This is a genomic window from Streptomyces sp. NPDC042102, assembly GCF_055582305.1.
Window position 1 is genome coordinate 14,060 of record NZ_JBVJDL010000020.1, and the last position, 22,704, is coordinate 36,763.

A 22,704-nucleotide genomic window follows, 5' to 3' on the forward strand; every position below is an offset into this window, starting at 1 on the left:
GGCGCATGACACAGGGGCCGGTCCGGGAGTCTCCTCCCGGACCGGCCCCTGTGGCGTTGGCCGTGCCGCGGCGCCGTCAGGCCGCCGCGAGCGGCCGGTGCGGCGCGATGATCTGGCCGTCCGGCAGCAGCTCACCGGTGTCCTCGAAGAGCAGGACGCCGTTGCACAGCAGGCTCCAGCCCTGTTCCGGGTGGTTCGCCACAGGCAGCGCGGCCTCCCTGTCGGCGGATTCGGCTGATGGACAGGCAGGCTGGTGCTGGCACATGGATGCGTTCTTTCGCTGCGGTGTGGTCTGTGTGCTGCGGCTCGTTGCGTGATTCATGGCCGCCCCCCGTATCAATCTCTTGGTGTGGTCAGGATCCCAGTGTTGCCCTACGGACTTGCGTCCGCATGGATTTCCCGGCAGCTGTCCTCTTAGATTGATGACGCATCACTCGTGCGGGCGGTTCAGCCCAACTCCCCTGTCACTTCGGGTGGTTCGGGCCTGGTCCCAGCGGACTAGGCCGAATGGGTCAACCGGGTCAGGCCCCCGTCCGGGTGACGGTCAGGCGGCCGGCGCGGCCAGCGAGGGCGGGACCGGAGGGGTGGGCGGGGTCAGCCGGTGGGTCATCACCGGCAGCAGCTCGGAGACCGGGTGCGGCCGGTACGCCGCGATGCCGGGCGGGGCCGGGGCCAGCGGGACCAACAGGTCGGCGGCGGCCGGCAGACCGGCCGAGGCGTCGGCGCCCACCGCCCCGTGCAGCCACAAGGTCATCATGTACAGCTCGGGCACGGAGAGCAGCCGCGGCTGGTAGTTCTTGCCCACCGACTCCGCCTGCCGCAGCGCGCGTTCGGTCGCCGCCACGTAGGGCCCCTCGAAGAAGTGGGAGAAGACCCAGCCGTCCGCGGTGAGCCGGGTGTCCGCCGCCGCCACGTACCGGTCCCCGCTGCGGATCAGGAAACGCCATCCGGTCAGCCGGGTGCGCGGCGGCCTGCCGCCCGAGGTGATCCGGTCCAGGACGTGGACCGGAAGCGGGAGTTCGGCCGTCTTGGGGCCGGGGAGGGCGCGCAGGGCCGGGGTGAGGACCTCCTGGACGGCGGTGGGGGAGCCGAGTGCCGCGAGGACGCTGCGCAGGGCGGGCGCGGGAGCCGGGGGGACATGCAGCGGCATGGTGGGTCGCCTCTCACTTGGGAGACCGGGGAAGGGGGGAGTGCGGACGGAGCTGTCGCATTCTGGGGCCAGAGGGGGGCTGAGGGGCAATGGCCGCGCGCCAACTCTGTGCCTCGTTTGCGGAGTTTATACGACATGTGTTCACACAGTGTTTCGGCTAGCTGTCCCGCCTATTGCCGACAAGGCGCTTACCGGTCCCGCTGTCATGGATTTCATGCCGGGTGCGCGCAGACATCTCGCGCTGACCTCGGAGGTTACCGGACGGGGGCTCGGCTGGAAAGTGACGGTATTGCGGAATCGGCAAGCGCGACCTTGAAATTGCACCACGCGACTTGCCACGTGAATGTGCCCGCGCGCCGGTCGGCCAAACCGGCGCGCGCTCCCCGACATGCGCGCCCCCCGAGCGTTAGAGATCAAGGCACCGGGGCATCATCGACCGTAACGCGCGCCCGGGAGGTCCGGGCCAGGCCCACTCGAGGAGGGACGCTTCGATGGGGGAGAAGGTCGTGGCAGGCGGATTCGACCTGTCCGATCGGCAACGGTATCGGAGGAAGCTTCACGAGTGCCTGGAGGGGCTGGAGCGGCTTCTGGCGGAGAAGAGGTTCGATCGGCCCAAGAACATGATGGGGCTTGAGATCGAGCTGAATCTCGCGGGTGCCGACGGGTTGCCGAGAATGGTGAATGCGCAGGTTCTGGAGAGGATAGCGAGTACCGATTTCCAGACCGAACTCGGAATGTTCAACCTGGAGGTCAACATACTTCCGCACCGGCTCGACGGCCGGGTATTCGACCAGCTCACCGAGGAACTCAGCGCGGGTCTGGGGTATGCCCACCGACAGGCCGCGGAGATCGACGCCGGCGTGGTGATGATCGGTATCCTGCCGACGATCGCCCAGTCCGACGTGGTCTCCGCGAACCTCTCGGCCGTGGACCGGTACTCGCTGCTCAACGAGCAGATCCTGATGCTGCGGGGCGAGGACTTCACCCTCGACATCGACGGGGTGGAGCGGCTGAGCTGCACCTCCGGCTCCATCGTGCCCGAGGCGGCCTGCACCTCCGTACAGCTGCACCTGCAGGTGACCCCGGCGCGGTTCCCCGCGGTGTGGAACGCGGCGCAGTGCGCGGCCGCCGTCCAGATAGCCGTCGGCGCCAACTCGCCCTTCCTCTTCGGCCGTGAGCTGTGGCGGGAGTCGCGGCCCCCGCTGTTCACCCAGGCCACCGACACCCGGCCGCCCGAACTCCAGGCGCAGGGGGTGCGGCCGCGGACCTGGTTCGGTGAGCGCTGGGTGGACTCGGCGTTCGAGCTGTTCGCCGAGAACGTCCGCTACTTCCCCGCGCTGCTGCCGATCTGCGACGAGGAGGACCCCCTCGCCGTGCTCGCCGAGGGCGGGGTGCCCAGCCTGCAGGAGCTCGTCCTGCACAACGGCACGGTCTACCGCTGGAACCGGCCCGTGTACGGGGTCGCCGACGGGATACCGCACCTGCGGGTGGAGAACCGGGTGCTGCCCGCCGGGCCGACGGTGGCCGACGTCGTCGCCAACGCCGCCTTCTACTACGGGCTGGTCCGCACCCTCGCCGACGAGCAGCGCCCGGTGTGGAGCCGGATGCCGTTCGCCGAGGCGGAGGCCAACTTCGACGCGGCCTGCCGGCACGGCATCGACGCCCGGCTGCGCTGGCCGCGCCGGGGGCGGGGCGGCGGGCTGGCGAGCGTACCGGCGGTGCGGCTGGTCCTCGACGAGCTGCTGCCGATGGCCGCCGCCGGCCTCGACGCGTGGGGGATCGAACCCGCCGACCGGGACCACTACCTGGGGATCATCGAGGAGAGGTGCAAGCGCCGGGTCAACGGTTCGACCTGGCAGGTGGACACCTACCACCGGGCGCTCGCGGCCGGGCTGGACCGGGACGAGGCACTGGCGGCGACCACCCGCCGGTACACCGAGCTGATGCACAAGGGGGATCCGGTCCACACCTGGCCCGTCGGGCTGCGCTGAGCCCGCCCGGCGTCCGGCGGTTCCTCCGGCCGGTCGGCCCCGCTGATCGCCCCGCTCCGGGAGGAGGCAGTATGGGGTGGTCGGAGCGGGACGACGGGACGGGAGTCGGGCGTGCGGGTGGAGCCGGAGCCGGTGGTCAGGGAGCTGCGCGCGGACAGGCGGGGGGTCCTGCGCACCGAGACGCTGCTCGTGCTCGCGCTGTCGCTGGGCGCGAGCGCGCTCTCCTCCCTGATCAGCTTCATCGGTTCGCTGACCAGGCCCGGCGGCCTGAAGGACCAGGCGGCCACGCTCAACGGCTCGTACGCCCCCGGCCGGCCCTGGCTGGACCTGGCCTGGCAGCTCTTCGGGATCACCACCGCCCTGGTGCCGGTCCTGCTGGTGGCGCACCTGCTGACCCGCGAGGGCGCGCCGGGCCTGCGGGTCCTCGGCTTCGACCGCACCCGGCCCGGCTGGGACCTGGGCCGCGGCACGCTGGTCGCGGCCGCCATCGGCAGCGCCGGACTCGCCTTCTACCTGGGGGCGCGCGCCGCCGGCTTCAACCTGACGGTGGTGCCGGAGGCGCTGCCCGACGTGTGGTGGAAGTTCCCCGTACTGATCCTCTCCGCGGTGCAGAACGCCGTGGTGGAGGAGGTCATCGTGCTGGCGTACCTGCTGCGGCGGCTGGACCAGCTGGGCTGGTCGCCGATGGCCGCGCTGCTGGCCAGCTCGGTGCTGCGCGGCTCGTACCACCTCTACCAGGGCATCGGCGGTTTCATCGGCAACATGGTGATGGGCGCCGTCTTCGTCCTGCTCTACCGGCGCTGGGGCCGGGTGGGCCCGCTGGTCGTCGCGCACGCGCTGCTCGACATCGTGGCCTTCGCGGGTTACGCGCTGCTGGCGGGCAAGGTGGGCTGGCTGCCGACGGCTTAGGGCCTGGTGCCTACGGAGCGGGGGCGAGCAGTTCGCCGTCGATGACGGTGACCGCGCCGCCGGTCAGGAGCGTACGGTCGCCCGCGAGCGTGACCTTGACCAGGCCGGTGCGCGCGGACCCCTGCAGGCCGGTCAGTTCGGTACGGCCGCCCAGGCGGGCGGACCAGAAGGGCGCGAGCGCGGTGTGGGCGCTCCCGGTGACCGGGTCCTCGTCGATGCCGAAGGCCGGGAAGAAGCCGCGCGAGACGAAGTCGTAGCCGCGGGAGGGGTCCTCGGCGGGCGCGGTGACGATCACCCCGCGCCGGGCGAAGGCACGCAGGGCGTCGAGGTCCGGGGTCAGCTCGCGGACGGTGCGTTCGTCGGCCAGCTCCACCAGCAGGTCGCCGATGTGGGCCGCGGTGTCGTGGACGGAGCGGATCGCGACGCCGCCGAGGGCCCGGTCGACGTCGGCCGGTGCCTCGACCGGGGTCAGCGAGGACGTCGGGAAGTCCAGGGTGATCGTGCCGTCCGCGGCCGCCTCGGCGGTGAGGACGCCGCAGCGGGCGGCGAACCGGACCGGGCCGCTCGCCAGCCCGCCGGTGGCCAGGACGTGCGCGGTGGCGAGGGTCGCGTGGCCGCACATGTCCACCTCGGCGGCCGGGGTGAACCAGCGCAGCGCCCAGTCCGCCGGGCCGCCGGGCGGCAGCGGGTGGGCGAAGGCCGTTTCGGAGAGGTTGACCTCGGCGGCGACCTGCTGGAGCCAGGCGTCCGGCGGGAACTCCCGGTCCAGGAGCAGGACCCCGGCGGGGTTGCCGTGGAAGGGGCGGTCGGTGAAGGCGTCGACGATTCGGATGCGCATGTCCCGACGGTAGAGGCGCCCCACGATCACCGGCCAAGGCCAATCGACGACCACTGGCCTGCTGTCGCCGAGCAGTCTGCGATCGGTTCCGATATATCGTTGACGCATCGCGATGGATCAGCGATAGTGATGGTGTGGAACAAGGAACCACAGCGATACGCGGCGATTTATGACGAGAGGGGCGCAGTGATGCGTTCACATGGACATGGACACGGACATGAGGGCGGGCGTCGGCGCGGGCACCCCTGCGGGCCCGACCAGCACGGGGAGTTCGAGGGGCGCCGTGCGGCCTTCGGGCCGTTCGGGCCGGGCTTCGGCGGCGGGCCCTTCGGCGGACGCGGTGGCCGGGGCGGCCCGCACCGGCGGGCGCGGCGGGGCGACGTACGCGCGTCGATCCTGGCGCTGCTGACCGACCGCCCGATGCACGGCTACGAGATGATCCAGGAGATCGGCGAGCGCAGCGGCGGGGCGTGGAAGCCCAGCCCCGGCTCGGTCTACCCGACCCTGCAGATGCTCGAGGACGAGGGCCTGATCTCCAGCGAGAGCGAGGGCGGCAAGAAGCTGTTCACGCTCACCGAAGCGGGCCGCACCGAGGCCGGGGCGGGACCCGCGGCCCCCTGGGAGGAGGTCGGTCAGGGCGTCGACCGGGAGGCGATGCACGAGATCCGGACGGCCGGCTTCGGTCTGATGGAGGCGTTCGGCCAGGTCTGGAAGACCGGCACGCCCGAGCAGCGGCAGAAGGCCGTCGGGGTCATCAACGAGGCCCGCAAGAAGCTCTACCTGATCCTGGCCGACGAGCACTGATCCGCTGCCGGACGGGGGCGGGGGTGCGGCGGCGCCCCGCGCGGACGACCGCGCGGGGCGCCGCCCTGCCGGTTCAGGCGACCAGGCCGGCGAGCTTGCGCAGCGATTCGTTCAGCGCGGCCGTCGCCGAGTCCTTGAGTTTGCCCGCCATCAGCGAGACGGCCGCTCCCGTGAACTCGCCGTCGATGCGGACGGTGGTCGCCTCCCCGTCGGGGACCAGGGTGTACCGGGTGCCGACGATCACGCCCATCGGGCCCTTGCCCCGGATGGCCAGGACGCGCCCGTCCTGGAGCTCCTCGACCGTCCAGGTGACCTCGGCCGGGAAGCCCATCATCTTCATGTTCTCCTCGAAGGTCGCCCCGACCGCGAGGGTCTGCGGGCCGCCCTTGGGGAAGCTGGTGTGCGTCATGCTCCACTGGCCGTACGCACCCCAGTCCGTCAGCTGGGACCAGACCTTCGCGGCGGGCGCCTCGATGCGTGATTCCGCGGTGACTTCGGCCATGCGACCACCCCTTCTCGTCGGGTACGTGCGGCGGAACGTAGTGGTGGTGCGCGGAACATTCAATACTGACGACCTGTCAGAAATCCTGTGACCGTCTCAACAGGTGTCACCCCGGTGACGGTACTGACGGCTGCTGTCATGATGGCCCGATGCAAGCGTCAGGGAGACATGCCGGACTGGGCCTCGCCCTCGTCTCGGCCATCGCGTTCGGCGGTTCCGGAGTCGCGGCGAAGCCGCTGATCGAGGCGGGTCTGGACCCGCTGCACATGGTGTGGATACGGGTGGCGGGGGCGGCGCTCGTGCTGTCCCCGCTGGCCTGGCGCCACCGGGACCTGCTGCTGCGCAGGCCCGCCCTGCTGGCCGGGTTCGGTCTGGTCGCCGTCGCCGGCGTACAGGCCTTCTACTTCGCCTCCCTGTCCCGCATCCCCGTCGGGGTGGCCCTGCTCCTGGAGTACCTGGGCCCGGCGCTGCTGCTCGGCTGGATCCGCTTCGTGCAGCGCAAGCCCGTGACCCGGGCCGCCGCGGCCGGCGCCGCGGTGGCCGTGGTCGGGCTCGCCTGCGTGGTGCAGATCTGGTCGGGGCTCAGCCTGGACCCGCTCGGCGTGGTCCTCGGCCTGTGCGCCGCCTGCTGCCAGGCCTTCTACTTCGTCTTCGCGGACCAGGGCGCGGACGGGAAGGACGCTCCCGACCCGCTCGGCGTCATCGCGTACGGGATGATCATCGGCACCCTCGTCATGACGGTCATCGCCCGCCCCTGGCAACTGGACTGGTCGGTGCTGGCCGGGCGGGCCGAGGTGGCCGGCGCCGAGGTGCCCGCGCTGGTCCTCGTGGCCTGGGTGGTCCTGGTGGCCACCGTCTTCGCGTACCTGACCGGAGTGGTCTCGGTGCGCAAGCTCTCGCCGCAGGTGGCCGGCGTGGTGGCCTGCCTGGAGGCGGTCATCGCCACCGTGCTCGCCTGGGTGCTGCTCGGCGAGCACCTCGCCGCGCCGCAGATCCTCGGCGGTGCGCTCGTGCTGGGCGGGGCGTTCATCGCGCAGTCCTCGCGGGCGGCCGGACCGTCGGCGTCCGGCCCGTCGGGGGACGGCGCGTCGGGGGACGGCGCGGACGGCGCACCGGCCTCGACGGCGCTGGACCGTGAGCCGACCAGCGCCTAGGGTGGCGCCCATGCATGCGACCGTGCTTCCGCCTCCTGCCGCCTAGGGCCGTCCGGCGGATCATGGCCGGGGCCGCGACGCCTGGCACGGCACCTCGCCGCGTTGCCGGAACGTCCCAATAGCTCCGCTATCGAGACGCTCCGGCGCCTTGCGATGCACCGCACCAGACGCCGCGGCCCATCCGACCCTGATCCGCCGGACGGCCCTGGCGCGGGCGGCCGCCACACGAACCGGACCGGCCCGGGGTGTCCCCGGGCGGTTCCGCGCTGCCCGCAGAAGCGATGACCCGCATTCCTCATCCTTCACGCACGCGCGGAGAAACACGTGTCGAACCGTTCGGCTGCCGGGCGCAGCCTTTTCCTTCTCATCGTCGCCGGAGCCGCCTGGGGCACCGCCGGCGCCGCCGCCTCCCTCCTCTTCCTGGCCAGTGATCTCGGGCCGCTGTCCCTGTCGTTCTGGCGGTGCGCCGGCGGGCTGGCGCTGCTGCTCGGGGTGCTGGGGGTGCGGGCGCTGTACGCGCCGCGGCGCCGCGAGCGGGCGTCCGGGCGGCCGTCGGTGGCCTCGCTGCTCCTCACCGGGCTGATGTTCACGCTCTTCCAGGCCGCCTACTTCGGTGCGGTCCGCGAGACCGGGCTGGCCGTCGGCACCGTCGTCACGCTCGGCGCCGGTCCCGTGCTGATCGCGCTGGGCGCGCGGTACGGCATGGGCGAGCGGCTCGGCCGGGCGGGAGCGGCCGCCGTGTGCGGCGCGCTCGCCGGACTCGTGGTGCTCGCCCTGGGCGGCGGGGGCGGCGAGGTGCGGCCGCTGGGTGTGGGCTGGGCGCTGCTCTCGGCCGCCGGGTACGCGGCGATGACCCTGCAGACCAGGTCGCGTGGGCGGCGCGGGGCCGGCGGGGACGTCCTGGTCACCACGGCGTGGTCGCTCGCGGTGGGCACGGTGTGCCTGCTGCCGCTCGCGCTGGCGGAGGGGCTCCTGCCGCACACGGGCGAGCCCGCGCGGGTGCTGTGGCTGCTGGTGTACGTCGCCGCCGTGCCGACCGCGCTCGCGTACGCCTGCTACTTCGCGGGGGCGGCGGCCGTACGGGCCGCGACCGTCTCCGTGATCATGCTGATCGAGCCGGTGGGCGCGGCCGCGATCGCCGTCCTCGTGCTGGGGGAGCGGCTGACCGGCGCGGTGATCCTGGGTACGGCCCTGCTGATGACGGCGGTGGTCGCCCTGATCGTGGCCGAGGCGGGGCGCGCGGCGGACGGGACAGCAGAGGGGACGGCCGACGGGGCGGCCGGCGGGACGGCGGACGGGATGCCGGACGGGATGCCGGACGCGGCGCCTGGCGGGGCGCAGCAGGGCTCGGTGGGCGGGCCGGTGGGGCGGCCCGCCCCGGCTCAGAGCGCCGCGAGGTAGTCCGGGGTCGCGATGGACGGGTCCAGGCCGGCGGACGGTATCGGCGTGCCGTACGTCCGGGCGACCGGGACCACGCCCGACCAGTACGGAAGCGACAGGTCCTCGGGTTCGTCGTTCACGTCCCCGGTGCGGATCTTCGCCGAGACCTCGTCGAGGTCGAGCCGGATGACAGCGGTGGCGGCGAGCTCCTTGGCGTTGGCCGGGCGCGAGTCGGCCGAGCGGCCGGGCACGACGTGGTCGACGAGGGCGTCGAGCGCCATGCGGGCCTCGTCCTCGTCGGTCACCTGGTATGCGGTCCCGTGCACGACCACCGAGCGGTAGTTCATCGAGTGGTGGAAGGCGGACTTGGCCAGCACCAGGCCGTCCACGTGCGTGACGGTGACGCAGACCGGCAGGCCCGGGTCGGCCTTGCCGGCGGCGAGCAGCGGCCGGGAACCGGTGGACCCGTGGATGTAGAGGCGCTCGCCTACCCGGCCGTACAGCGTCGGCAGGACCACCGGTGCGCCGTCGCGGACGAACCCGAGGTGGCAGACGTAGGCCGCGTCGAGGATCGCGTGCACGACCTCGCGGTCGTAGTGCGCGCGCTCGCGGGCACGGCTGGGGACGGTGCGGTCGGTCGGCCGGTAGGCGGAGGCGTGGTCGGCGGAACCGGTGTCGACAGGGGCGGCGGTCATCGTGGCCAACTCCATTGCACTAGTGCATAATGTTGTTTGTGCTAGGAGAGTATCGGATCGTCGGGCGTCGCGCATCGGAGATCGCGGCCAGTGTGGAGACGGGCGTGGGCGCGGGCGAGCTCGCGCCGGGGGCGCTGCTGCCGCCCATGCGGGAGCTGGCCGCCGAGCTGGGGGTGAACCCCAACACGGTCGCCGCCGCGTACCGCACCCTGCGCGAACGCGGGGTCATCGAGACCGACGGGCGGCGCGGCAGCCGGGTGCGGGCGCGGCCGGCCAGCACGCCGCGCGAGGCGCTGAGCGTGGAGGTGCCGGCGGGCGTGCGGGACCTGTCGACCGGCAACCCGGACCTCGCGCTGCTGCCGTCGCTGGAGGGCCCGCTGGCCGCCGCGGCCCGCCGGTACGCGGCGGCGCCCACCCGCTACGGGGACGCGGCGGTCGTCGAGGACCTGGCGCGGATCGCCCGGCAGGGGCTGGATGCGGACGGCGTCCCGGCGGGGCCGGTGGGCCTGACGTCGGGGGCGCTGGACGCGATCGAGCGGGTGCTCGCGGCGCACCTCAGACCGGGCGACGCCGTCGCGGTCGAGGACCCGGGCTGGGGCAGCACGCTGGACCTGGTGCCGGCGCTGGGGCTGCGGGTGGTGCCGGTGGCGGTGGACTGCGAGGGGCCGCTCGTCGAGGCGGTCGCGCGGGCGCTGGCGGAGGGGGTGCGCGCGCTGGTGGTGACGGCACGGGCGCAGAACCCGACGGGGGCGGCGGTGAGTGCCGCCCGGGCCGCGGAGCTGCGGGCGCTGCTGGCCGCGCACCCGGGGGTGCTGGTCATCGACGACGACCACGGGCACGGGATCGTGGACCTGCCGCTGCACTGCCTGGGCGGGGTGACGCGGCACTGGGCGCTGGTCCGGTCCACGGCCAAGGCGTACGGGCCGGACCTGCGGCTGGCGGTGCTGACGGGCGACGCGGTGACGCTGGACCGGGTGCGGGGGCGGCAGCGGCTGGGCCCGGGGTGGGTCAGCCGGCTGCTCCAGTACGCGGTCGCGGAGCTGTGGGCCTCGGGGGCCGTGGACCCGGCGGCCGTGGCCCGTTCGTACGGGGTGCGGCGCGACGGGCTCGTCGCGGAGCTGGCGGCGCGGGGCGTCGCGGCGTACGGGCGCAGCGGCATGAACGTGTGGGTGCCGGTCGGCGACGAGACGGGCGTCGTGACGCGGCTGCTGGCGGCCGGGTGGGCGGTGGCGCCGGGGGCGCGGTTCCGGGTGGCGTCGGGGGCGGGGGTCCGGTTGACCGTGTCGTCGTTGGGCCCGGCCGACGTGCCCGTGCTGGCGCGGGCGGTGGCCGACGCGGTCCGCCCGGGCGCGGCCGTCCGCTACGACTAGGTGTGTTGTCCGGACAGGACGGTCGACACCCGAGCCGCCGCGCACGGCCACTCGGAGGAGCACGGCATCCACCTCACCCCGCTCGGCCAACAGCGCGTCACGGCAGCCGTGTTGGACGCATTCGGGCCAGAGTCGCGGCCGCACGGAACCCAGGGACGTCAGCCGATGACGGAGGCGAAGTGGTCGAGTGTTCAGCTCTTGCGGGTCAACGGTTGCCCGGCGAAGCTCACCCCGGCCAGGCCATGGGCCACGAGGTTGCGGATGTTGCCGTGATCAGTGTCGTTCGGCGTCGCCAGCACACTGCGGTAGTGCTCACCGAAGGCCAGCAGTGCCTCCTGGTCGCTCAGCTCTTCCAGCAGGGCCAGCCCCAGGGTCTTGCAGGAACCCTCGTTCTCACCCGCGGCATTTTCCAGTTCCCCGTTGCGGAACGTCTGCGGCTGGTACTCGTAGTGCGCGGCGATGAAGGCCAGGGTGTCGGCGAACTCGTGCTCACCCGACGCCAGGCTTGCCCGCAGCGAGTTGAGATCAGTCATATCGGCTCCCTTGGGTTGAACAGACGATCCGGTTGCCGTCCGTGACCGGACGAACATACCTCCCTCGGGTCGGCCGTCAGGATTCGCGCCACATGTCGGAACGACCGGCATCTCCGCAGGTCACCATGCCCCGCCCGGCTGATGGGTGCCGGGCGGCGCGAGGGCGCCGGCCGCGACGCCGGGTCACGGTGAGCGCTTGGGCTGGGTCAGGGCCGCGCCCGCCAGGACGATCGCCGCGCCCACCGGGGTGTTCCAGTGCAGCTGTTCGCCCAGCACCAGCAGGCCCGCCGTGGTCGCGATGACCGGGATGAAGTACGTGACCATCTGTGCGGTGGTCGGACCGACCTCGGTCACCAGGCCGTACTGCATCTGCAGCGCCATGCCCGTGCCCAGTGCCCCCAGGGCGATCACCGCGAGCGTCGGCCACAGCGGGAACGAGGCCGGGGCCGGGGTGAAGACGGCCGCCAGCACCGCCAGCTGGGCCGTGGAGACCAGGAGCTGCGCGGCCGTCATCGCCGCCGGCGAGCCGTCGGCCCCGGCCAGCGTGCGCCGTACGTAGATCCAGCCGATCGGGTAGCACAGCGACGCCAGCAGGGCGAGCGCCGTGCCCTTCGCGTCGACCCCCGAGAAGCCCTGCCAGGCGCCCAGCACGGTGAGCACGCCCAGGAACCCGAGCCCCAGGCCCGCGACGCGGCGGCGCGTGGGGCGGTCCTCGGAGAGGGCGACCAGGGACAGGGCCATGCCCCACAGCGGGGAGGTGGCGTTGCAGATGCCCGCGAGGCTGGACGGAATGCTCAGCTCCGCGTACGCGAAGAGGGAGAACGGGGCCGTGTTCAGCAGCAGCGCCGCCACCGTCAGGTGCGCCCAGGTCCGTCCGCCGCGCGGCAGCCGCTCGCGCCGCAGGAACAGCACCACCAGCAGCGCGAGGGCACCGAAGAAGACCCGGCCCAGCGCCACCTGGAACGGCGCGTACGCCTGCGTGCCGACCTTGATCAGCAGGAAGCTGAAGCCCCAGATCACGGCGAGGAACCCGAAGCGCAGGCGCCAGTCCGCGGCGATCTGCCGGGAGGGACGGAGGTGGAGGCGGGGTCGGGAGCCGGGGCGGAGGCGGATCGGCCGCCGGGTCGGGGGCAGGGTGCTCGGTGCGCTCATGGTCGTTACTCTGCTACCCGCGATCTCGTAGGACAAGCGAGATTTCTTTGGGGTGAAGGCGTAGCATCGCTTATATGTTGAACCTGGAGCGCCTGCGCACCCTCGACGCCCTCGCCCGCCACGGCTCGGTCAGCGGCGCGGCCGACGGGCTGCACGTGACGACCTCCGCCGTCTCCCAGGCGATGGCCAAACTGGAGCGCGAGGTCGGGCAGCCGCTGCTCGCCAAGAACGGCCGCGGGGTGCGGCTGACCGACGCCGGGCGGCTGCTGGCCGACCACGCGGCCCGGATCATCTCGCAGGTGGAGCTGGCCCAGGCCGACGTCGAGGCCCAGCGCGGCCGCGCGGTGGGGGAGCTGCGGATCGGGGCCTTCCCGACGGCCATGCGCGGCCTGCTGCCCGCCGCCCTGACGGCGCTGCGCGCCCGTCACCCGGAGCTGTGCGCCCGGGTGCGGGAGCAGGAACCGGAGGAGTCCATGGCCGCCGTCGTCCGCGGCGACCTCGACCTCGCGCTGGCGATCGACTGGTACAACAAGCGCATGCCGGTCCCCGCCGAACTGACCCGTGCGCACCTGCTCGACGACGCCGTCGACATCGCCGTGCCCGCCGGGCACCCCCTGGCCGGGCGGGAGCGGATCTCCCTGGCCGAGTTCGCCGCTGACGAGTGGATCTCGTGGAACGAGGGGCAGTTCTGCCACGAGTGGCTGGTGTTCACGCTGCGCGGCCTCGGCGTGGAGCCCCGGATCACCCACATCGCCGAGGAGCACCACACCCAGCTCGCCTTCGTCGAGGCCGGGCTGGGGGTGTGCGTGACCCCCCGGCTCGGGCGCGGCCCGGTGCCGCCCGGTGTACGGCTGCTGCCGGTCTGCGACTCCGTACGCCGGCACGTGTACGTCGTCTGGCGCGCGGACGCCGACCGGCGGCCCTCGGTCCGGGCGGCCGTTGACGCCCTCGTGGCCTCCGCCGCCGGGGCGTCCGGCGGGTCGGGGGCGGACGGACCCTAGCGCTTGCGGAAGTCCCAGGAGACCACCGACTCCGGCGTCAGGCGGAGCCAGGCGTGCCGGCCGTCGTGCGGCATCTCGTCGATGCCGAAGTTCTTGGCGGGGAAGAGCCGTTCCGCCTCGGCCAGTTCCGGGCACGGCTCCCCGGTGCGCGGGGCCTCGCCCACGAACACGGCGGTGCCCGACAGCTCCACGCCCCGCAGCTCGTCGTAGGACTCGCCCGCGTCGACCACCACCGAGATCCGGGGATCCCGTTGCAGGTCGGACCAGCGGCGGCTGCGCGTGATCGAGTACAGCCACAGCGACGTGCCGTCCCAGGCGAACCACAGGGCGCCGACGTGCGGTCGGCCGTCCGCCGAGACGGTGGCGACCCGGCAGGTGCGCTGCTCGCGCAGGAAGGCGTCCACCTCGTCGGCCGTCATCATGATGCGCCGTCCGCGGCGCTGTGACTCGTCCATCGGCCCTTCACCCCTTCACATCTGACTGTGTGTCAGGAATCATGGGGGCTCTTCCGCCGCCGCACCAGGGGGAGCCATGCCGGAACTCGATCCCGCCACCACCGTGCTGCTCACCGTCGAATGCCAGAACGGCGTCGTCGGCGAGGACAGCGCACTGCCCGAACTGGCCGGGGCGGCCCGCGACTCGGGGATGCTGAACCGGGTGGCGGCCCTGGCGGCCGCCGCCCGCGGGGCCGGTGTCCAGGTGGTGCACGCGGTCGCCGAGCGGCGCGCGGACGGACGAGGGGCCAGCACCAACGCGCGGCTGTTCCGGGCCGCCGCGAAGCTGCCCGTGCAGCAGCTGCCCGGCAGCCGCGCCGTCCAGCTCGCCCCGCCCCTGGAGGCCGCCGAGCAGGACCTGGTGGTGCGGCGCCTGCACGGGCTGTCGCCGATGGCCGGCACCGATCTGGACGCGCTGCTGCGCAACCTCGGCTGCCGCACCCTGGTGGTCACCGGCGTCTCGGCGAACATCGCCGTCCCCAACACGGTCTTCGACGCGGTCAACCTCGGCTACCAGGTCGTCGTCCCCTCCGACGCGATCGCCGGGGTGCCCGCGGCGTACACCGCCGAGGTGATCCGCAACGCCCTCGCCCTGGTCGCCAGGATCACCACCACCGCCGAGCTCCTCTCCGGCTGGTCACCCCGGAGCTGAATGCCACACCCCGGCCGTGCTCATGAGCCCGGCCGCACCACCACGGCCGGCACCTCCATCGGCCCGCCGCGTTCGAAGTGCAGGGTGAAGAACAGGATGTCGCCCTCGCGCCGGGTCCGGTCCGAGGGCACCGTCACGTTGACGCCGGACGGCGACATCGTCACCGTCCACCCGGCCGGGACGGCAATGGAGTCCCGCTTCTCGTCGGTCGCGGTGTTGGGGCCGAGCATGCGGTGCCCCGAGAAACCGATGGCGTCGGTGACACCCGGCAGCGTCACCTTCACCAGGCGGTCGTCCGAGCCACCGGAATTGGTGAGGCGGAAGTACGCCGAGGTGTACGGGGTGTCGCCGAAGGACACCCAGATCCGGCCGTCGGTGACATCGAGCCGCGGCGGCGATCCCGCGTAGCCGGCACCCGCCCAGACGGTCAGGGACCCGAGGGCCACGGCGCACGCCGCGACCGGTGCCAGCACGACGGACAGGCCCTCGGGGAGGCGGCGGCGGTCCGCCGGCGGGCGGGACGCGCTCATCGGACACCACCCGGCCTCCGGACGCGCCGGGCCCCGGGCGGCGCTCCCGGCCGCCAGGCCCGCAGCCGCAGGCTGTTGGCGACGACGAGCACCGAGCTGAGGGACATGGCCACCGCAGCGACCATCGGGTTCAGCAGGCCGACCATGGCGAGGGGAACGGTCACCACGTTGTAGCCGAAGGCCCAGACGAGGTTGGCCCGGATGGTGCCGAGGGTGCGCCGGGCGAGCCGGACGGCGTCGGCGAGGTCCTCGATGCCGCCGCGGGCGAGCGTCACGTCGGCGGCTCCGATCGCCACGTCCGCCCCGCTGCCCATGGCGATGCCCAGATCGGCCCCGGCGAGCGCGGCGGCGTCGTTGACACCGTCCCCGACGACGGCGACCCGGTGTCCCTCGGCACGCAGCCGGCGTACGAGGGCGGCCTTCTCCTCGGGCGTGCAGCGCGCGTGCACCTCCTCGATCCCGAGCGCGGCGGCGACGCTGCGCGCGGCCGCCTCGTGGTCACCGGTGGCGAGAACGGGCCGTACGCCCAGCCGCCGCAGCCGTTCCACCGCGCGGTAGCTGCCGGCGCGAACGGTGTCGCCCACCTCGATCAACGCCGTGGCCTCGCCGTCGACGCGGACCAGGACGGGCGTGCGCGCCGCTTCCCGGGCGGCCGCGAGGGCGTCGGCCAGTACGGTGGGGAGGTCCCCGTCCGGGACACCGGCCTCCACGACCCGGCCCTCGACCGTGCCGCGGACACCACGCCCGGCCGTCGAGGCGAAGTCCCGTACACCGGGCAGCCGCCGGCCGGAGTGGCCCCGGTGCGCGCAGGACACGATCGCCCGGCCCAGCGGGTGCTCCGATCCCTGCTCCACCGCCCCGGCGAGCAGCAGGACCTCGTCCCGGCCGAGACCGCCCGGCACCACCGTGACCCGGGCCACGCGCATGTCGCCGGACGTGAGGGTGCCGGTCTTGTCCAGCACCACCGTGTCGATGTGCCGCAGCCGCTCCAGCGCCTGCGGACCCCTGACCAGGACGCCGAGCTGGGCCCCGCGCCCGGTGGCGGCCATCAGGGCGGTCGGGGTGGCCAGTCCCAGCGCGCACGGGCAGGCCACGACCAGCACCGCGACGCAGGCGGTGACCGCGGCCTGCGGATCGGCGCCCGCACCCAGCCAGAAGCCGAGCACGGTCACGGCCAGGGTCAGGACGACCGGGACGAACACACCGGCGACCGAGTCCGCCAGCCGCTGCGCCCGCGCCTTGCCGGTCTGCGCCTCCGTCACGAGCCGTGTGATGCGGGCGAGCTGGGTGTCGGCGCCGACCGCCGTCGCCCGTACGAGGAGGAGTCCGCCGGCGTTGACCGCTCCGCCGACCACGGCCGAGCCGGGCCGGACCTCGACGGGTTCGCTCTCCCCGGTGACCAGGGAGAGGTCCACGGCGGAGGAACCCTCGGCGACCTCCCCGTCGGTGGCGACGCGCTCACCGGGGCGTACGAGGAAGACCTGACCGATCCCCAGGTCCTCGACGGGGAGCAGCCGTTCGGTGCCGTCGGGCTGCCGGACGGCGACCTCCTTGGCGGCGAGCCGGGCCAGCGCCCGCAGGGCGGCGCCCGTGCCGTGCCGGGCCCGGGCCTCCAGGGACCGCCCGGCCAGGACGAACAGCGGGACTCCCACGGCCGCTTCGAGATAGACGTGGGCCACGCCGTCCGAGGCTCCGGGCAGCAGACGCAGCGGCATCGTCATGCCGGGCTCGCCCGCGCCCCCGAGGAACAGGGCGTACACGGACCAGCCGAAGGAGGCGGCCACGCCCAGGGACACCAGGGTGTCCATGGTCGCGGCCGAGTGCCGGAGGTTGCGCAACGCCCGGATGTGGAACGGCCACGCGCTCCAGACGGCGACCGGCGCGGCCAGCGCGAAGCACAGCCACTGCCAGTTGCGGAACTGCCAGGCGGGCACCATGGACAGCACCAGCACGGGAACGGCCAGCAGGGCCGTCACCAGCAGCCGTTCGCGGTCCTGACGGCCGAGGTCCTCGGCCGTGCCGGCGGTGCCGGCCGAGCCGGCGGGGGCGCCGTCGGCCGGCGGCCGCGGCTTCGCCGGCTCGGGCAGCGCGGCCGTGTACCCGGCCTGCACGACGGCCGCCACCAGGTCCTGCGGACGGATGCCCACCGGATGGCTCACGCGGGCGCTCCCCGTGGCCAGGTTGACGGTCGCCGTCACCCCGTCGAGCTTCGCCAGCTTCTTCTCCACCCGCCGTACGCATGCCGCGCACGTCATGCCGCCCACGGTCAGGTCCGTGGTGACGAGCAGGGGCCGGTCGTCCGAGGCCGGCCGGGACACTCCTCCGGTGCTCACCGTCCGCCGCTCCCGGTCCCCGTGCCCGTGTGCCCGTGCTTCATGTCCGTGTCCGTGCCCCTGTCCGTGCCCCTGCCCGTGTCGTCGTCGCCCGCTCCGCCACCGCTCAGGCCCGGGCCGTGCATACCGGGCGCGACCGGCCCCGCGGTGGTCCCTACCGCGTACGACACGGTGAAGACCAGGGCGAGGAGCAGCAGGAAGCCGCAGAGGGCGAGGGGCGGCGCGAACGCGCCCGGGGCCGCGCCGCTTCCGGCGGAGGGGATCGACTGCGGGGGTTCTTCCATCACGGCCCAGGAGTCGGTACGGCCGCCGCGCGAGTTCCGCACGCGTCCTGTGGCGTGGGTCATACCGCAGTGCGCCCCGTCGGCCCCGGGACCGCGCGCCCGGTGTAAATTGACGAGGTCACAGTGGCGCGAGTAGACGAGCGGGCCGGGCCTCGGACGATGCGGCCCGCCCCTGGGACGGCCTGGGAATATGTTGACCGAAGTGATTGCGACCCGCTACGTCACGCCCTTGCGCGAGGGCGGTTCGCTCCCCGGCATCGTCGAGGCCGACGATCTCGGCACGTACGTCATGAAGTTCACCGGAGCCGGTCAGGGCCGCAAGACGCTGGTCGCCGAAGTCATCTGCGGGCGCCTGGCCCAGCGGCTGGGGCTGCGCGTCCCCGAGCTGGTGCAGATCCAGCTGGACCCCGTCATCGGGCTCGCCGAGCCCGATCAGGAGGTCCAGGAGCTGCTCAAGGCGAGCGGCGGGCTCAACCTCGGCATGGACTACCTGCCCGGCTCGATCGGATTCGACCCGCTCGCCTACCAGGTGGACCCCGTCGAGGCCGGCCGGGTGGTCTGGTTCGACGCGCTGATCAACAACGTCGACCGGTCCTGGCGCAACCCCAACATGCTGGTCTGGCACGGCGAGCTCTGGCTCATCGACCACGGCGCCACCATGATCTGGCACCACAACTGGCCCACCGCCACGGCCGCCGCCGCCAAGCCGTACAACGCCTCCGACCACGTCCTGGCCCCCGTGGGCCCGCGCATCGCCGAGGCCGCCGCCGAGCTGGCGCCGCTGGTGACGGAGGATCTGCTGACCGAGGTCGCCGCCGACGTGCCCGACGAGTGGCTGGTCGACGAGCCCGGTTTCGACTCCACCGACGCGCTGCGCCGGGCGTACGTGGCGGCACTGCTGCCGCGCGCCGCCACGATCCACGAGCGGATCTCGCTGGAGGCCCCGGCCCGGGCCCCGCAGGCTCCGCCGGGATGGCTCACCGATCATCTGCCCGAATGGCCCCACCCGACCCAGAAGAAGAGCGACAGCCGGTGACGAAGCGGGACGTGTTCGAGTACGCGCTGGTGCGCGTGGTGCCGCGGGTGGAGCGGGGCGAGTGCTTCAACGCCGGGGTGATCGTCTACTGCCGGGCGCGCTCGTACGTCGCCGCCCGTGTCCACCTCGACGAGGCCAAGCTCCTGGCCCTGGACCCGAAGGCCGACGTGGCCGGCGTACGGGCGGCCCTGCGCGGGGTCGAGGGCGTGTGCGCGGGGGGCGAGCGGGCCGGCCAGGCGGCCGGTGACGACGCCGGGCGGCGCTTCCGCTGGCTGATCGCGCCGCGCAGCACGGTCGTGCAGCCCGGCCCGGTCCACACCGGTCTGACGGCCGACCCCGAGGCCGAGGTGGAACGGCTGCTCGACCTGCTGGTCCGCTGACCGGTCGGCTCAGGAGCCCTGCCGCCCGGTGCCGTTGACACCGGGTGCCAGGGCTCCTAGCGTCTCCTCAGCTGAAGCTACTAAGCGGTTGCTCACCTCAGGGCGGCCGTGTCCAAGGGCGAGGAGAACCAGCATGTCCACCACCGAGCAGCGCGTCGCCATCGTGACCGGGGCGGCCCGGGGCATCGGCGCCGCCACCGCCGTCCGGCTGGCCGCCGAGGGCCGCGCCGTCGCCGTACTCGACCTCGACGAGGCCGCCTGCAAGGACACCGTGGAGGCGATCACGGCGGCTGGCGGCAAGGCCGTCGCCATCGGCTGCGACGTCTCGGACAGCGCGCAGGTCGAGGCCGCCGTCGAGCGGGTCGCGGCCGCCCTCGGTGCCCCGACGATCCTGGTCAACAACGCGGGCGTGCTGCGCGACAACCTGCTGTTCAAGATGAGCGACACCGACTGGGACACCGTCATGAACGTGCACCTGCGCGGTGCGTTCCTGATGGCGCGGGCCTGTCAGAAGCACATGGTGGACGCCAAGTTCGGCCGGATCGTCAACCTCTCCAGCAGCTCCGCGCTCGGCAACCGCGGGCAGCTCAACTACTCCGCCGCCAAGGCGGGCCTGCAGGGCTTCACCAAGACCCTGGCCATCGAGCTCGGCAAGTTCGGCGTCACCGCCAACGCCGTCGCCCCCGGCTTCATCGCCACGGAGATGACGGCCGCCACCGCCGCCCGCGTCGGCATGGACTTCGAGGACTTCCAGGCCGCGGCCGCCACCCAGATCCCGGTCCAGCGGGTCGGCCGCCCCGAGGACGTCGCGGGCGCCATCGCCTTCTTCACCGGCGACGACACCGGCTTCGTCTCCGGCCAGGTCCTGTACGTGGCCGGCGGCCCGCTCAACTGACGAAGGGGAGGGCGTACGTCATGGCGTACGAAGGCACCGACAGCGGCAAGGTCGCGCTGATCACCGGCGGCAGCCGGGGCATCGGCTACGGCGTGGCCGAGGCCCTGGTCGCGCGCGGCGACCGGGTCTGCATCACCGGGCGCAACGAGGACACGCTCAAGGAGGCCGTCGAGCAGCTCGGCGCCGACCGGGTCATCGGCATCGCCGGCAAGGCGCACGACGAGGTCCACCAGGAGGCCGCCGTCGCGGGCACGATGGAGGCCTTCGGCCGGGTGGACTTCCTGATCAACAACGCGGGCACCAACCCGGTCTTCGGCCCCCTGGCGGACCTGGACCTCGGCGTGGCCCGCAAGGTCTTCGAGACCAACGTGATCTCCGCGCTCGGCTTCGCGCAGCGCACCTGGCACGCCTGGCAGAAGGACAACGGCGGCGCGATCGTGAACATCGCGTCCATCGCCGGCGTCTCCGCCTCGCCCTTCATCGGGGCGTACGGGATGAGCAAGGCAGCCATGATCAACCTGACCCTCCAGCTCGCCCACGAGATGGCGCCCGGGGTGCGGGTCAACGCGATCGCCCCCGCCGTGGTCAAGACCAAGTTCGCGCAGTCGCTCTACGAGGGCCGCGAGGCGGAGGCGGCCGCCGCCTACCCGCTGGGCCGGCTGGGCGTTCCGGCGGACATCGGAGGAGCTGCGGCATTTCTCACTTCGGCGCAAGCGGAATGGATCACCGGGCAAACTCTGGTGGTCGACGGCGGAATCTTTCTCAATGCCGGAGTCGGGTGACCGATAATCGGACACAAAAGGGTGCATTGAGGTGCCAAATGCAGCCCTAATATGCACGGAACCGGTCAAGTGCCTCACGGAACCACCCCATTGGATTCGTGGGGCACTGCGGTAGGGTCTGCCGCACCCCTGGCTGATCGAGGAGCGTGCACGTGTTCAACCGGACCAGATGCCTGCAGACACTTGCAGCCCTTGCGTCCATATCCCTGCTCGCCGGCTGCGGGCTGCTTTCGGACGATGCCGGAAAGGACGCGAAGCCCATAGTCGTGGGCACCACCAGCGCGCCGAGCACCCTCGATCCCGCCGCGGCCTGGGACGGTTCCTGGGAGCTGTACCGGAACATTTACCAAACCCTTCTCGCCTTTCCGACCGGAAGCACCAAGCCGCAGCCCGACGCGGCCCAGAGCTGCGAGTTCACCGACGCCGCGAACGAGTCCTACCGGTGCACGCTGAAGAAGGGCCTGAAGTTCTCCAACGGCGAGCCCCTCGACGCCAAGGCCGTCAAGCACTCCATCGACCGGATCCGCACCATCGGCTCCAAGGTCGGCCCCAAGGACCTCTTCGGCAGCCTGGAGAAGATCGAGACCCCCGAGCCGCTGGTCGTCGTCTTCCACCTGAAGACGCCCGACGCGACCTTCCCCTTCGTCCTCGGCTCGCCTGCCGCCTCGCTCGTGGCGCCCAAGGAGTACCCGACCGACCGGGTCCGCGCGGACGGCAAGGTGACCGGCTCCGGCCCGTACGTCCTGGACTCCTACAAGGAGGGCGACGAGGCCGTCCTCGGCCGCTACGACGACTACCAGGGCTTCGCGCAGCGCCGTAACGACGCCGTCACCATCCGCTACTTCACGGACTCCGCGAAGATGGTCGGCGCGCTCAAGGAAAAGCAGCTCGACGCCACCTACCGTGGCCTGTCGGCCGCGGAGATCAAGGACCTCCAGAGCCCCGCCTCGAACGCCCAGGGCGTCCAGGTCGTCGAGAACGTCGGCGCCGAGATCCGCTACCTGGTCTTCAACCCCAAGGACCCGGCCGTCAACAAGCCGGCGGTCCGCCAGGCGATCGCCCAGGTCGTCGACCGCGGCGCGATCGTCTCGAAGGTCTACCAGGGCACCGCCGAGCCGCTGTACTCGATGGTCCCCAAGGGCGTCGCCGGCCACAAGACGCCGTTCTACGACCGCTTCGGCACCCCCGACGTCGTCAAGGCACGGAAGATCCTCAAGGACGCCGGGATCACCCAGCCGGTGGACCTGACCTTCTGGTACACCACCGACCGGTACGGCGCCTCCACGGCGGCCGAGTTCACCGAGCTCAAGCGCCAGCTCGACGAGAGCGGCCTGTTCCGGATCACCCTGCGCAACCAGCCCTGGAAGGCCTACCAGGAGGGCTACAAGAACGGCGAGTACCCGGTCTTCGGCCGTGGCTGGTTCCCCGACTTCCCGGACCCCGACAACTTCATCGCGCCGTTCGTGGGCCAGGAGAACGCGGTCGGTACCCCGTACTTGAACACGGAGATCCTCACCGACCTGCTGCCCAAGTCCCGCCGCGAGGGCGACCGCTCGGTCGTCGCCCGCGAGTTCGAGCGGGCGCAGGCGATCTTCGCCGAGGACGTCCGGCTGCTCCCGCTGTGGCAGGGCAAGCTGTACGTCGGCGCGCGCGACGACATCGCCGGCGCGGAGCGGGCCCTGGACCCGCAGACGGCCATGCAGATGTGGGAGCTGTACCGCAAGACCAGCTGGTAGCGGTCCCGTCGGCCGGCCCCGCGGGGCCGGACGGTGCCGTTGTCAGTGGTGCCCGGTAGGTTCGGAGCAGTTGCACGAACACGTACCGGAGGTTGTCGACGTG

The 22,704-nt window shown here is 72.8% G+C and carries 24 protein-coding genes; 13 read left to right on the plus strand and 11 right to left on the minus strand.

What is annotated here, in order from left to right; all coding sequences use genetic code 11:
• Positions 1-76 precede the first annotated feature (76 nt).
• Together ACZ6KO_RS33990 and ACZ6KO_RS33995 are read right to left on the minus strand one after the other, a co-directional pair.
• Positions 77-265 (minus strand): DUF5999 family protein, encoded by a 189-nt coding sequence (locus ACZ6KO_RS33990; protein ID WP_401457207.1) that lies wholly within the window; start codon positions 263-265, stop codon positions 77-79.
• A 279-nt stretch (positions 266-544) separates the two neighbouring features.
• Positions 545-1,150 carry a hypothetical protein gene (locus ACZ6KO_RS33995; protein ID WP_469307835.1) on the minus strand — a complete coding sequence of 202 codons (606 nt, stop codon included), beginning with the start codon at positions 1,148-1,150 and terminating at the stop codon, positions 545-547.
• Between the two features lie 491 nt (positions 1,151-1,641).
• Here ACZ6KO_RS33995 and ACZ6KO_RS34000 point away from each other — a divergent pair, with 491 nt between their 5' ends.
• Together ACZ6KO_RS34000 and ACZ6KO_RS34005 are read left to right on the plus strand one after the other, a co-directional pair.
• On the plus strand, positions 1,642-3,141 hold the full coding sequence (locus tag ACZ6KO_RS34000; protein WP_469307836.1) for a glutamate-cysteine ligase family protein: 1,500 nt from the start codon (positions 1,642-1,644) through the stop codon (positions 3,139-3,141).
• 111 nt (positions 3,142-3,252) lie between these two features.
• On the plus strand, positions 3,253-4,050 hold the full coding sequence (locus tag ACZ6KO_RS34005) for a CPBP family intramembrane glutamic endopeptidase (RefSeq protein ID WP_469307837.1): 798 nt from the start codon (positions 3,253-3,255) through the stop codon (positions 4,048-4,050).
• Between the two features lie 10 nt (positions 4,051-4,060).
• On the opposite strand, the gene ACZ6KO_RS34010 is transcribed toward ACZ6KO_RS34005, so the two are convergent.
• Positions 4,061-4,888, minus strand: a complete 828-nt coding sequence (locus tag ACZ6KO_RS34010) for a PhzF family phenazine biosynthesis protein (protein ID WP_469307838.1) — start codon at positions 4,886-4,888, stop codon at positions 4,061-4,063.
• 189 nt (positions 4,889-5,077) lie between these two features.
• Here ACZ6KO_RS34010 and ACZ6KO_RS34015 point away from each other — a divergent pair, with 189 nt between their 5' ends.
• Positions 5,078-5,692, plus strand: a complete 615-nt coding sequence (locus tag ACZ6KO_RS34015; RefSeq protein ID WP_469307839.1) for a PadR family transcriptional regulator — start codon at positions 5,078-5,080, stop codon at positions 5,690-5,692.
• A gap of 73 nt (positions 5,693-5,765) precedes the next feature.
• Here the strand turns inward: ACZ6KO_RS34015 and ACZ6KO_RS34020 are convergent, their stop codons facing one another.
• Positions 5,766-6,194, minus strand: coding sequence for a type II toxin-antitoxin system Rv0910 family toxin (locus tag ACZ6KO_RS34020; protein WP_469307840.1), 429 nt, complete (start codon positions 6,192-6,194; stop codon positions 5,766-5,768).
• Between the two features lie 149 nt (positions 6,195-6,343).
• Between ACZ6KO_RS34020 and ACZ6KO_RS34025 the strand changes: the two genes are divergently transcribed.
• Positions 6,344-7,348 carry an EamA family transporter gene (locus ACZ6KO_RS34025; RefSeq protein WP_469307841.1) on the plus strand — a complete coding sequence of 335 codons (1,005 nt, stop codon included), beginning with the start codon at positions 6,344-6,346 and terminating at the stop codon, positions 7,346-7,348.
• 324 nt (positions 7,349-7,672) lie between these two features.
• Positions 7,673-8,749: a DMT family transporter gene (locus tag ACZ6KO_RS34030; protein ID WP_469307842.1), complete on the plus strand. Its 1,077-nt coding sequence runs from the start codon at positions 7,673-7,675 to the stop codon at positions 8,747-8,749.
• On the opposite strand, the gene ACZ6KO_RS34035 is transcribed toward ACZ6KO_RS34030, so the two are convergent.
• Positions 8,731-9,423, minus strand: coding sequence for a pyridoxamine 5'-phosphate oxidase family protein (locus tag ACZ6KO_RS34035; protein WP_469307843.1), 693 nt, complete (start codon positions 9,421-9,423; stop codon positions 8,731-8,733). The genes ACZ6KO_RS34030 and ACZ6KO_RS34035 overlap by 19 nt on opposite strands.
• A 38-nt stretch (positions 9,424-9,461) precedes the next feature.
• On the opposite strand from ACZ6KO_RS34035, the gene ACZ6KO_RS34040 reads away from it, so the two are divergent.
• The gene (locus ACZ6KO_RS34040) at positions 9,462-10,793 is read left to right on the plus strand and encodes an aminotransferase class I/II-fold pyridoxal phosphate-dependent enzyme (protein WP_469307844.1); all 1,332 of its coding nucleotides are present in this window, start codon (positions 9,462-9,464) and stop codon (positions 10,791-10,793) included.
• 191 nt (positions 10,794-10,984) lie between these two features.
• On the opposite strand, the gene ACZ6KO_RS34045 is transcribed toward ACZ6KO_RS34040, so the two are convergent.
• Complete coding sequence (locus tag ACZ6KO_RS34045) at positions 10,985-11,326, minus strand: HopJ type III effector protein (protein WP_469307845.1); 342 nt, start codon at positions 11,324-11,326, stop codon at positions 10,985-10,987.
• Positions 11,327-11,509: 183 nt separating this feature from the next.
• Positions 11,510-12,478 (minus strand): DMT family transporter, encoded by a 969-nt coding sequence (locus ACZ6KO_RS34050; RefSeq protein ID WP_469307846.1) that lies wholly within the window; start codon positions 12,476-12,478, stop codon positions 11,510-11,512.
• A gap of 74 nt (positions 12,479-12,552) precedes the next feature.
• Between ACZ6KO_RS34050 and ACZ6KO_RS34055 the strand changes: the two genes are divergently transcribed.
• On the plus strand, positions 12,553-13,479 hold the full coding sequence (locus ACZ6KO_RS34055; protein WP_469307847.1) for a LysR family transcriptional regulator: 927 nt from the start codon (positions 12,553-12,555) through the stop codon (positions 13,477-13,479).
• Here the strand turns inward: ACZ6KO_RS34055 and ACZ6KO_RS34060 are convergent.
• Positions 13,476-13,934, minus strand: coding sequence for a pyridoxamine 5'-phosphate oxidase family protein (locus ACZ6KO_RS34060; RefSeq protein ID WP_469307848.1), 459 nt, complete (start codon positions 13,932-13,934; stop codon positions 13,476-13,478). The genes ACZ6KO_RS34055 and ACZ6KO_RS34060 overlap by 4 nt on opposite strands.
• A 76-nt stretch (positions 13,935-14,010) precedes the next feature.
• On the opposite strand from ACZ6KO_RS34060, the gene ACZ6KO_RS34065 reads away from it, so the two are divergent.
• A complete protein-coding gene (locus ACZ6KO_RS34065; protein WP_469307849.1) occupies positions 14,011-14,625 on the plus strand; it encodes a cysteine hydrolase family protein in 615 nt (204 codons plus the stop codon).
• 20 nt (positions 14,626-14,645) lie between these two features.
• On the opposite strand, the gene ACZ6KO_RS34070 is transcribed toward ACZ6KO_RS34065, so the two are convergent.
• The 3 genes from ACZ6KO_RS34070 to ACZ6KO_RS34080 all read right to left on the minus strand — a co-directional run bounded on the left by ACZ6KO_RS34070 (position 14,646) and on the right by ACZ6KO_RS34080 (position 17,814).
• Positions 14,646-15,155, minus strand: coding sequence for a copper chaperone PCu(A)C (locus ACZ6KO_RS34070; protein ID WP_469307850.1), 510 nt, complete (start codon positions 15,153-15,155; stop codon positions 14,646-14,648).
• Positions 15,152-17,410, minus strand: a complete 2,259-nt coding sequence (locus ACZ6KO_RS34075) for a heavy metal translocating P-type ATPase (RefSeq protein WP_469307876.1) — start codon at positions 17,408-17,410, stop codon at positions 15,152-15,154. The genes ACZ6KO_RS34070 and ACZ6KO_RS34075 overlap by 4 nt, the downstream gene beginning before the upstream one ends.
• A 74-nt stretch (positions 17,411-17,484) precedes the next feature.
• Entirely contained in the window at positions 17,485-17,814 is a 330-nt protein-coding gene (locus tag ACZ6KO_RS34080; protein WP_469307851.1) for a hypothetical protein, read from the minus strand.
• Between the two features lie 148 nt (positions 17,815-17,962).
• Between ACZ6KO_RS34080 and ACZ6KO_RS34085 the strand changes: the two genes are divergently transcribed.
• The 5 genes from ACZ6KO_RS34085 (at position 17,963) to ACZ6KO_RS34105 (ending at position 22,601) form a co-directional block, all read left to right on the plus strand.
• The gene (locus tag ACZ6KO_RS34085) at positions 17,963-18,808 is read left to right on the plus strand and encodes a HipA family kinase (RefSeq protein ID WP_469307852.1); all 846 of its coding nucleotides are present in this window, start codon (positions 17,963-17,965) and stop codon (positions 18,806-18,808) included.
• Positions 18,805-19,188, plus strand: coding sequence for a DUF3037 domain-containing protein (locus ACZ6KO_RS34090; RefSeq protein ID WP_469307853.1), 384 nt, complete (start codon positions 18,805-18,807; stop codon positions 19,186-19,188). The genes ACZ6KO_RS34085 and ACZ6KO_RS34090 overlap by 4 nt, the downstream gene beginning before the upstream one ends.
• A 133-nt stretch (positions 19,189-19,321) precedes the next feature.
• Complete coding sequence (gene fabG / locus ACZ6KO_RS34095) at positions 19,322-20,083, plus strand: 3-oxoacyl-ACP reductase FabG (protein ID WP_469307854.1); 762 nt, start codon at positions 19,322-19,324, stop codon at positions 20,081-20,083.
• Between the two features lie 20 nt (positions 20,084-20,103).
• Entirely contained in the window at positions 20,104-20,865 is a 762-nt protein-coding gene (locus ACZ6KO_RS34100; RefSeq protein WP_469307855.1) for an SDR family oxidoreductase, read from the plus strand.
• 152 nt (positions 20,866-21,017) lie between these two features.
• Entirely contained in the window at positions 21,018-22,601 is a 1,584-nt protein-coding gene (locus ACZ6KO_RS34105; RefSeq protein ID WP_469307856.1) for an ABC transporter substrate-binding protein, read from the plus strand.
• The last annotated feature ends 103 nt before the right edge of the window (positions 22,602-22,704 follow it).

What these genes read in the sequence shown, in the direction of transcription:
- ACZ6KO_RS33990 (WP_401457207.1), bottom strand. Translation starts at nt 265, where the DNA reads ATGTGCCAGCACCAGCCTGCCTGTCCATCAGCCGAATCCGCCGACAGG.
- ACZ6KO_RS33995 (WP_469307835.1), bottom strand. Translation starts at nt 1,150, where the DNA reads ATGCCGCTGCATGTCCCCCCGGCTCCCGCGCCCGCCCTGCGCAGCGTC.
- ACZ6KO_RS34000 (WP_469307836.1), top strand. Translation starts at nt 1,642, where the DNA reads ATGGGGGAGAAGGTCGTGGCAGGCGGATTCGACCTGTCCGATCGGCAA.
- ACZ6KO_RS34010 (WP_469307838.1), bottom strand. Translation starts at nt 4,888, where the DNA reads ATGCGCATCCGAATCGTCGACGCCTTCACCGACCGCCCCTTCCACGGC.
- ACZ6KO_RS34015 (WP_469307839.1), top strand. Translation starts at nt 5,078, where the DNA reads ATGCGTTCACATGGACATGGACACGGACATGAGGGCGGGCGTCGGCGC.
- ACZ6KO_RS34020 (WP_469307840.1), bottom strand. Translation starts at nt 6,194, where the DNA reads ATGGCCGAAGTCACCGCGGAATCACGCATCGAGGCGCCCGCCGCGAAG.
- ACZ6KO_RS34025 (WP_469307841.1), top strand. Translation starts at nt 6,344, where the DNA reads ATGCAAGCGTCAGGGAGACATGCCGGACTGGGCCTCGCCCTCGTCTCG.
- ACZ6KO_RS34035 (WP_469307843.1), bottom strand. Translation starts at nt 9,423, where the DNA reads ATGACCGCCGCCCCTGTCGACACCGGTTCCGCCGACCACGCCTCCGCC.
- ACZ6KO_RS34045 (WP_469307845.1), bottom strand. Translation starts at nt 11,326, where the DNA reads ATGACTGATCTCAACTCGCTGCGGGCAAGCCTGGCGTCGGGTGAGCAC.
- ACZ6KO_RS34050 (WP_469307846.1), bottom strand. Translation starts at nt 12,478, where the DNA reads ATGAGCGCACCGAGCACCCTGCCCCCGACCCGGCGGCCGATCCGCCTC.
- ACZ6KO_RS34055 (WP_469307847.1), top strand. Translation starts at nt 12,553, where the DNA reads ATGTTGAACCTGGAGCGCCTGCGCACCCTCGACGCCCTCGCCCGCCAC.
- ACZ6KO_RS34060 (WP_469307848.1), bottom strand. Translation starts at nt 13,934, where the DNA reads ATGGACGAGTCACAGCGCCGCGGACGGCGCATCATGATGACGGCCGAC.
- ACZ6KO_RS34065 (WP_469307849.1), top strand. Translation starts at nt 14,011, where the DNA reads ATGCCGGAACTCGATCCCGCCACCACCGTGCTGCTCACCGTCGAATGC.
- ACZ6KO_RS34070 (WP_469307850.1), bottom strand. Translation starts at nt 15,155, where the DNA reads ATGAGCGCGTCCCGCCCGCCGGCGGACCGCCGCCGCCTCCCCGAGGGC.
- ACZ6KO_RS34075 (WP_469307876.1), bottom strand. Translation starts at nt 17,410, where the DNA reads ATGACGTGCGCGGCATGCGTACGGCGGGTGGAGAAGAAGCTGGCGAAG.
- ACZ6KO_RS34085 (WP_469307852.1), top strand. Translation starts at nt 17,963, where the DNA reads ATGTTGACCGAAGTGATTGCGACCCGCTACGTCACGCCCTTGCGCGAG.
- fabG (WP_469307854.1), top strand. Translation starts at nt 19,322, where the DNA reads ATGTCCACCACCGAGCAGCGCGTCGCCATCGTGACCGGGGCGGCCCGG.
- ACZ6KO_RS34100 (WP_469307855.1), top strand. Translation starts at nt 20,104, where the DNA reads ATGGCGTACGAAGGCACCGACAGCGGCAAGGTCGCGCTGATCACCGGC.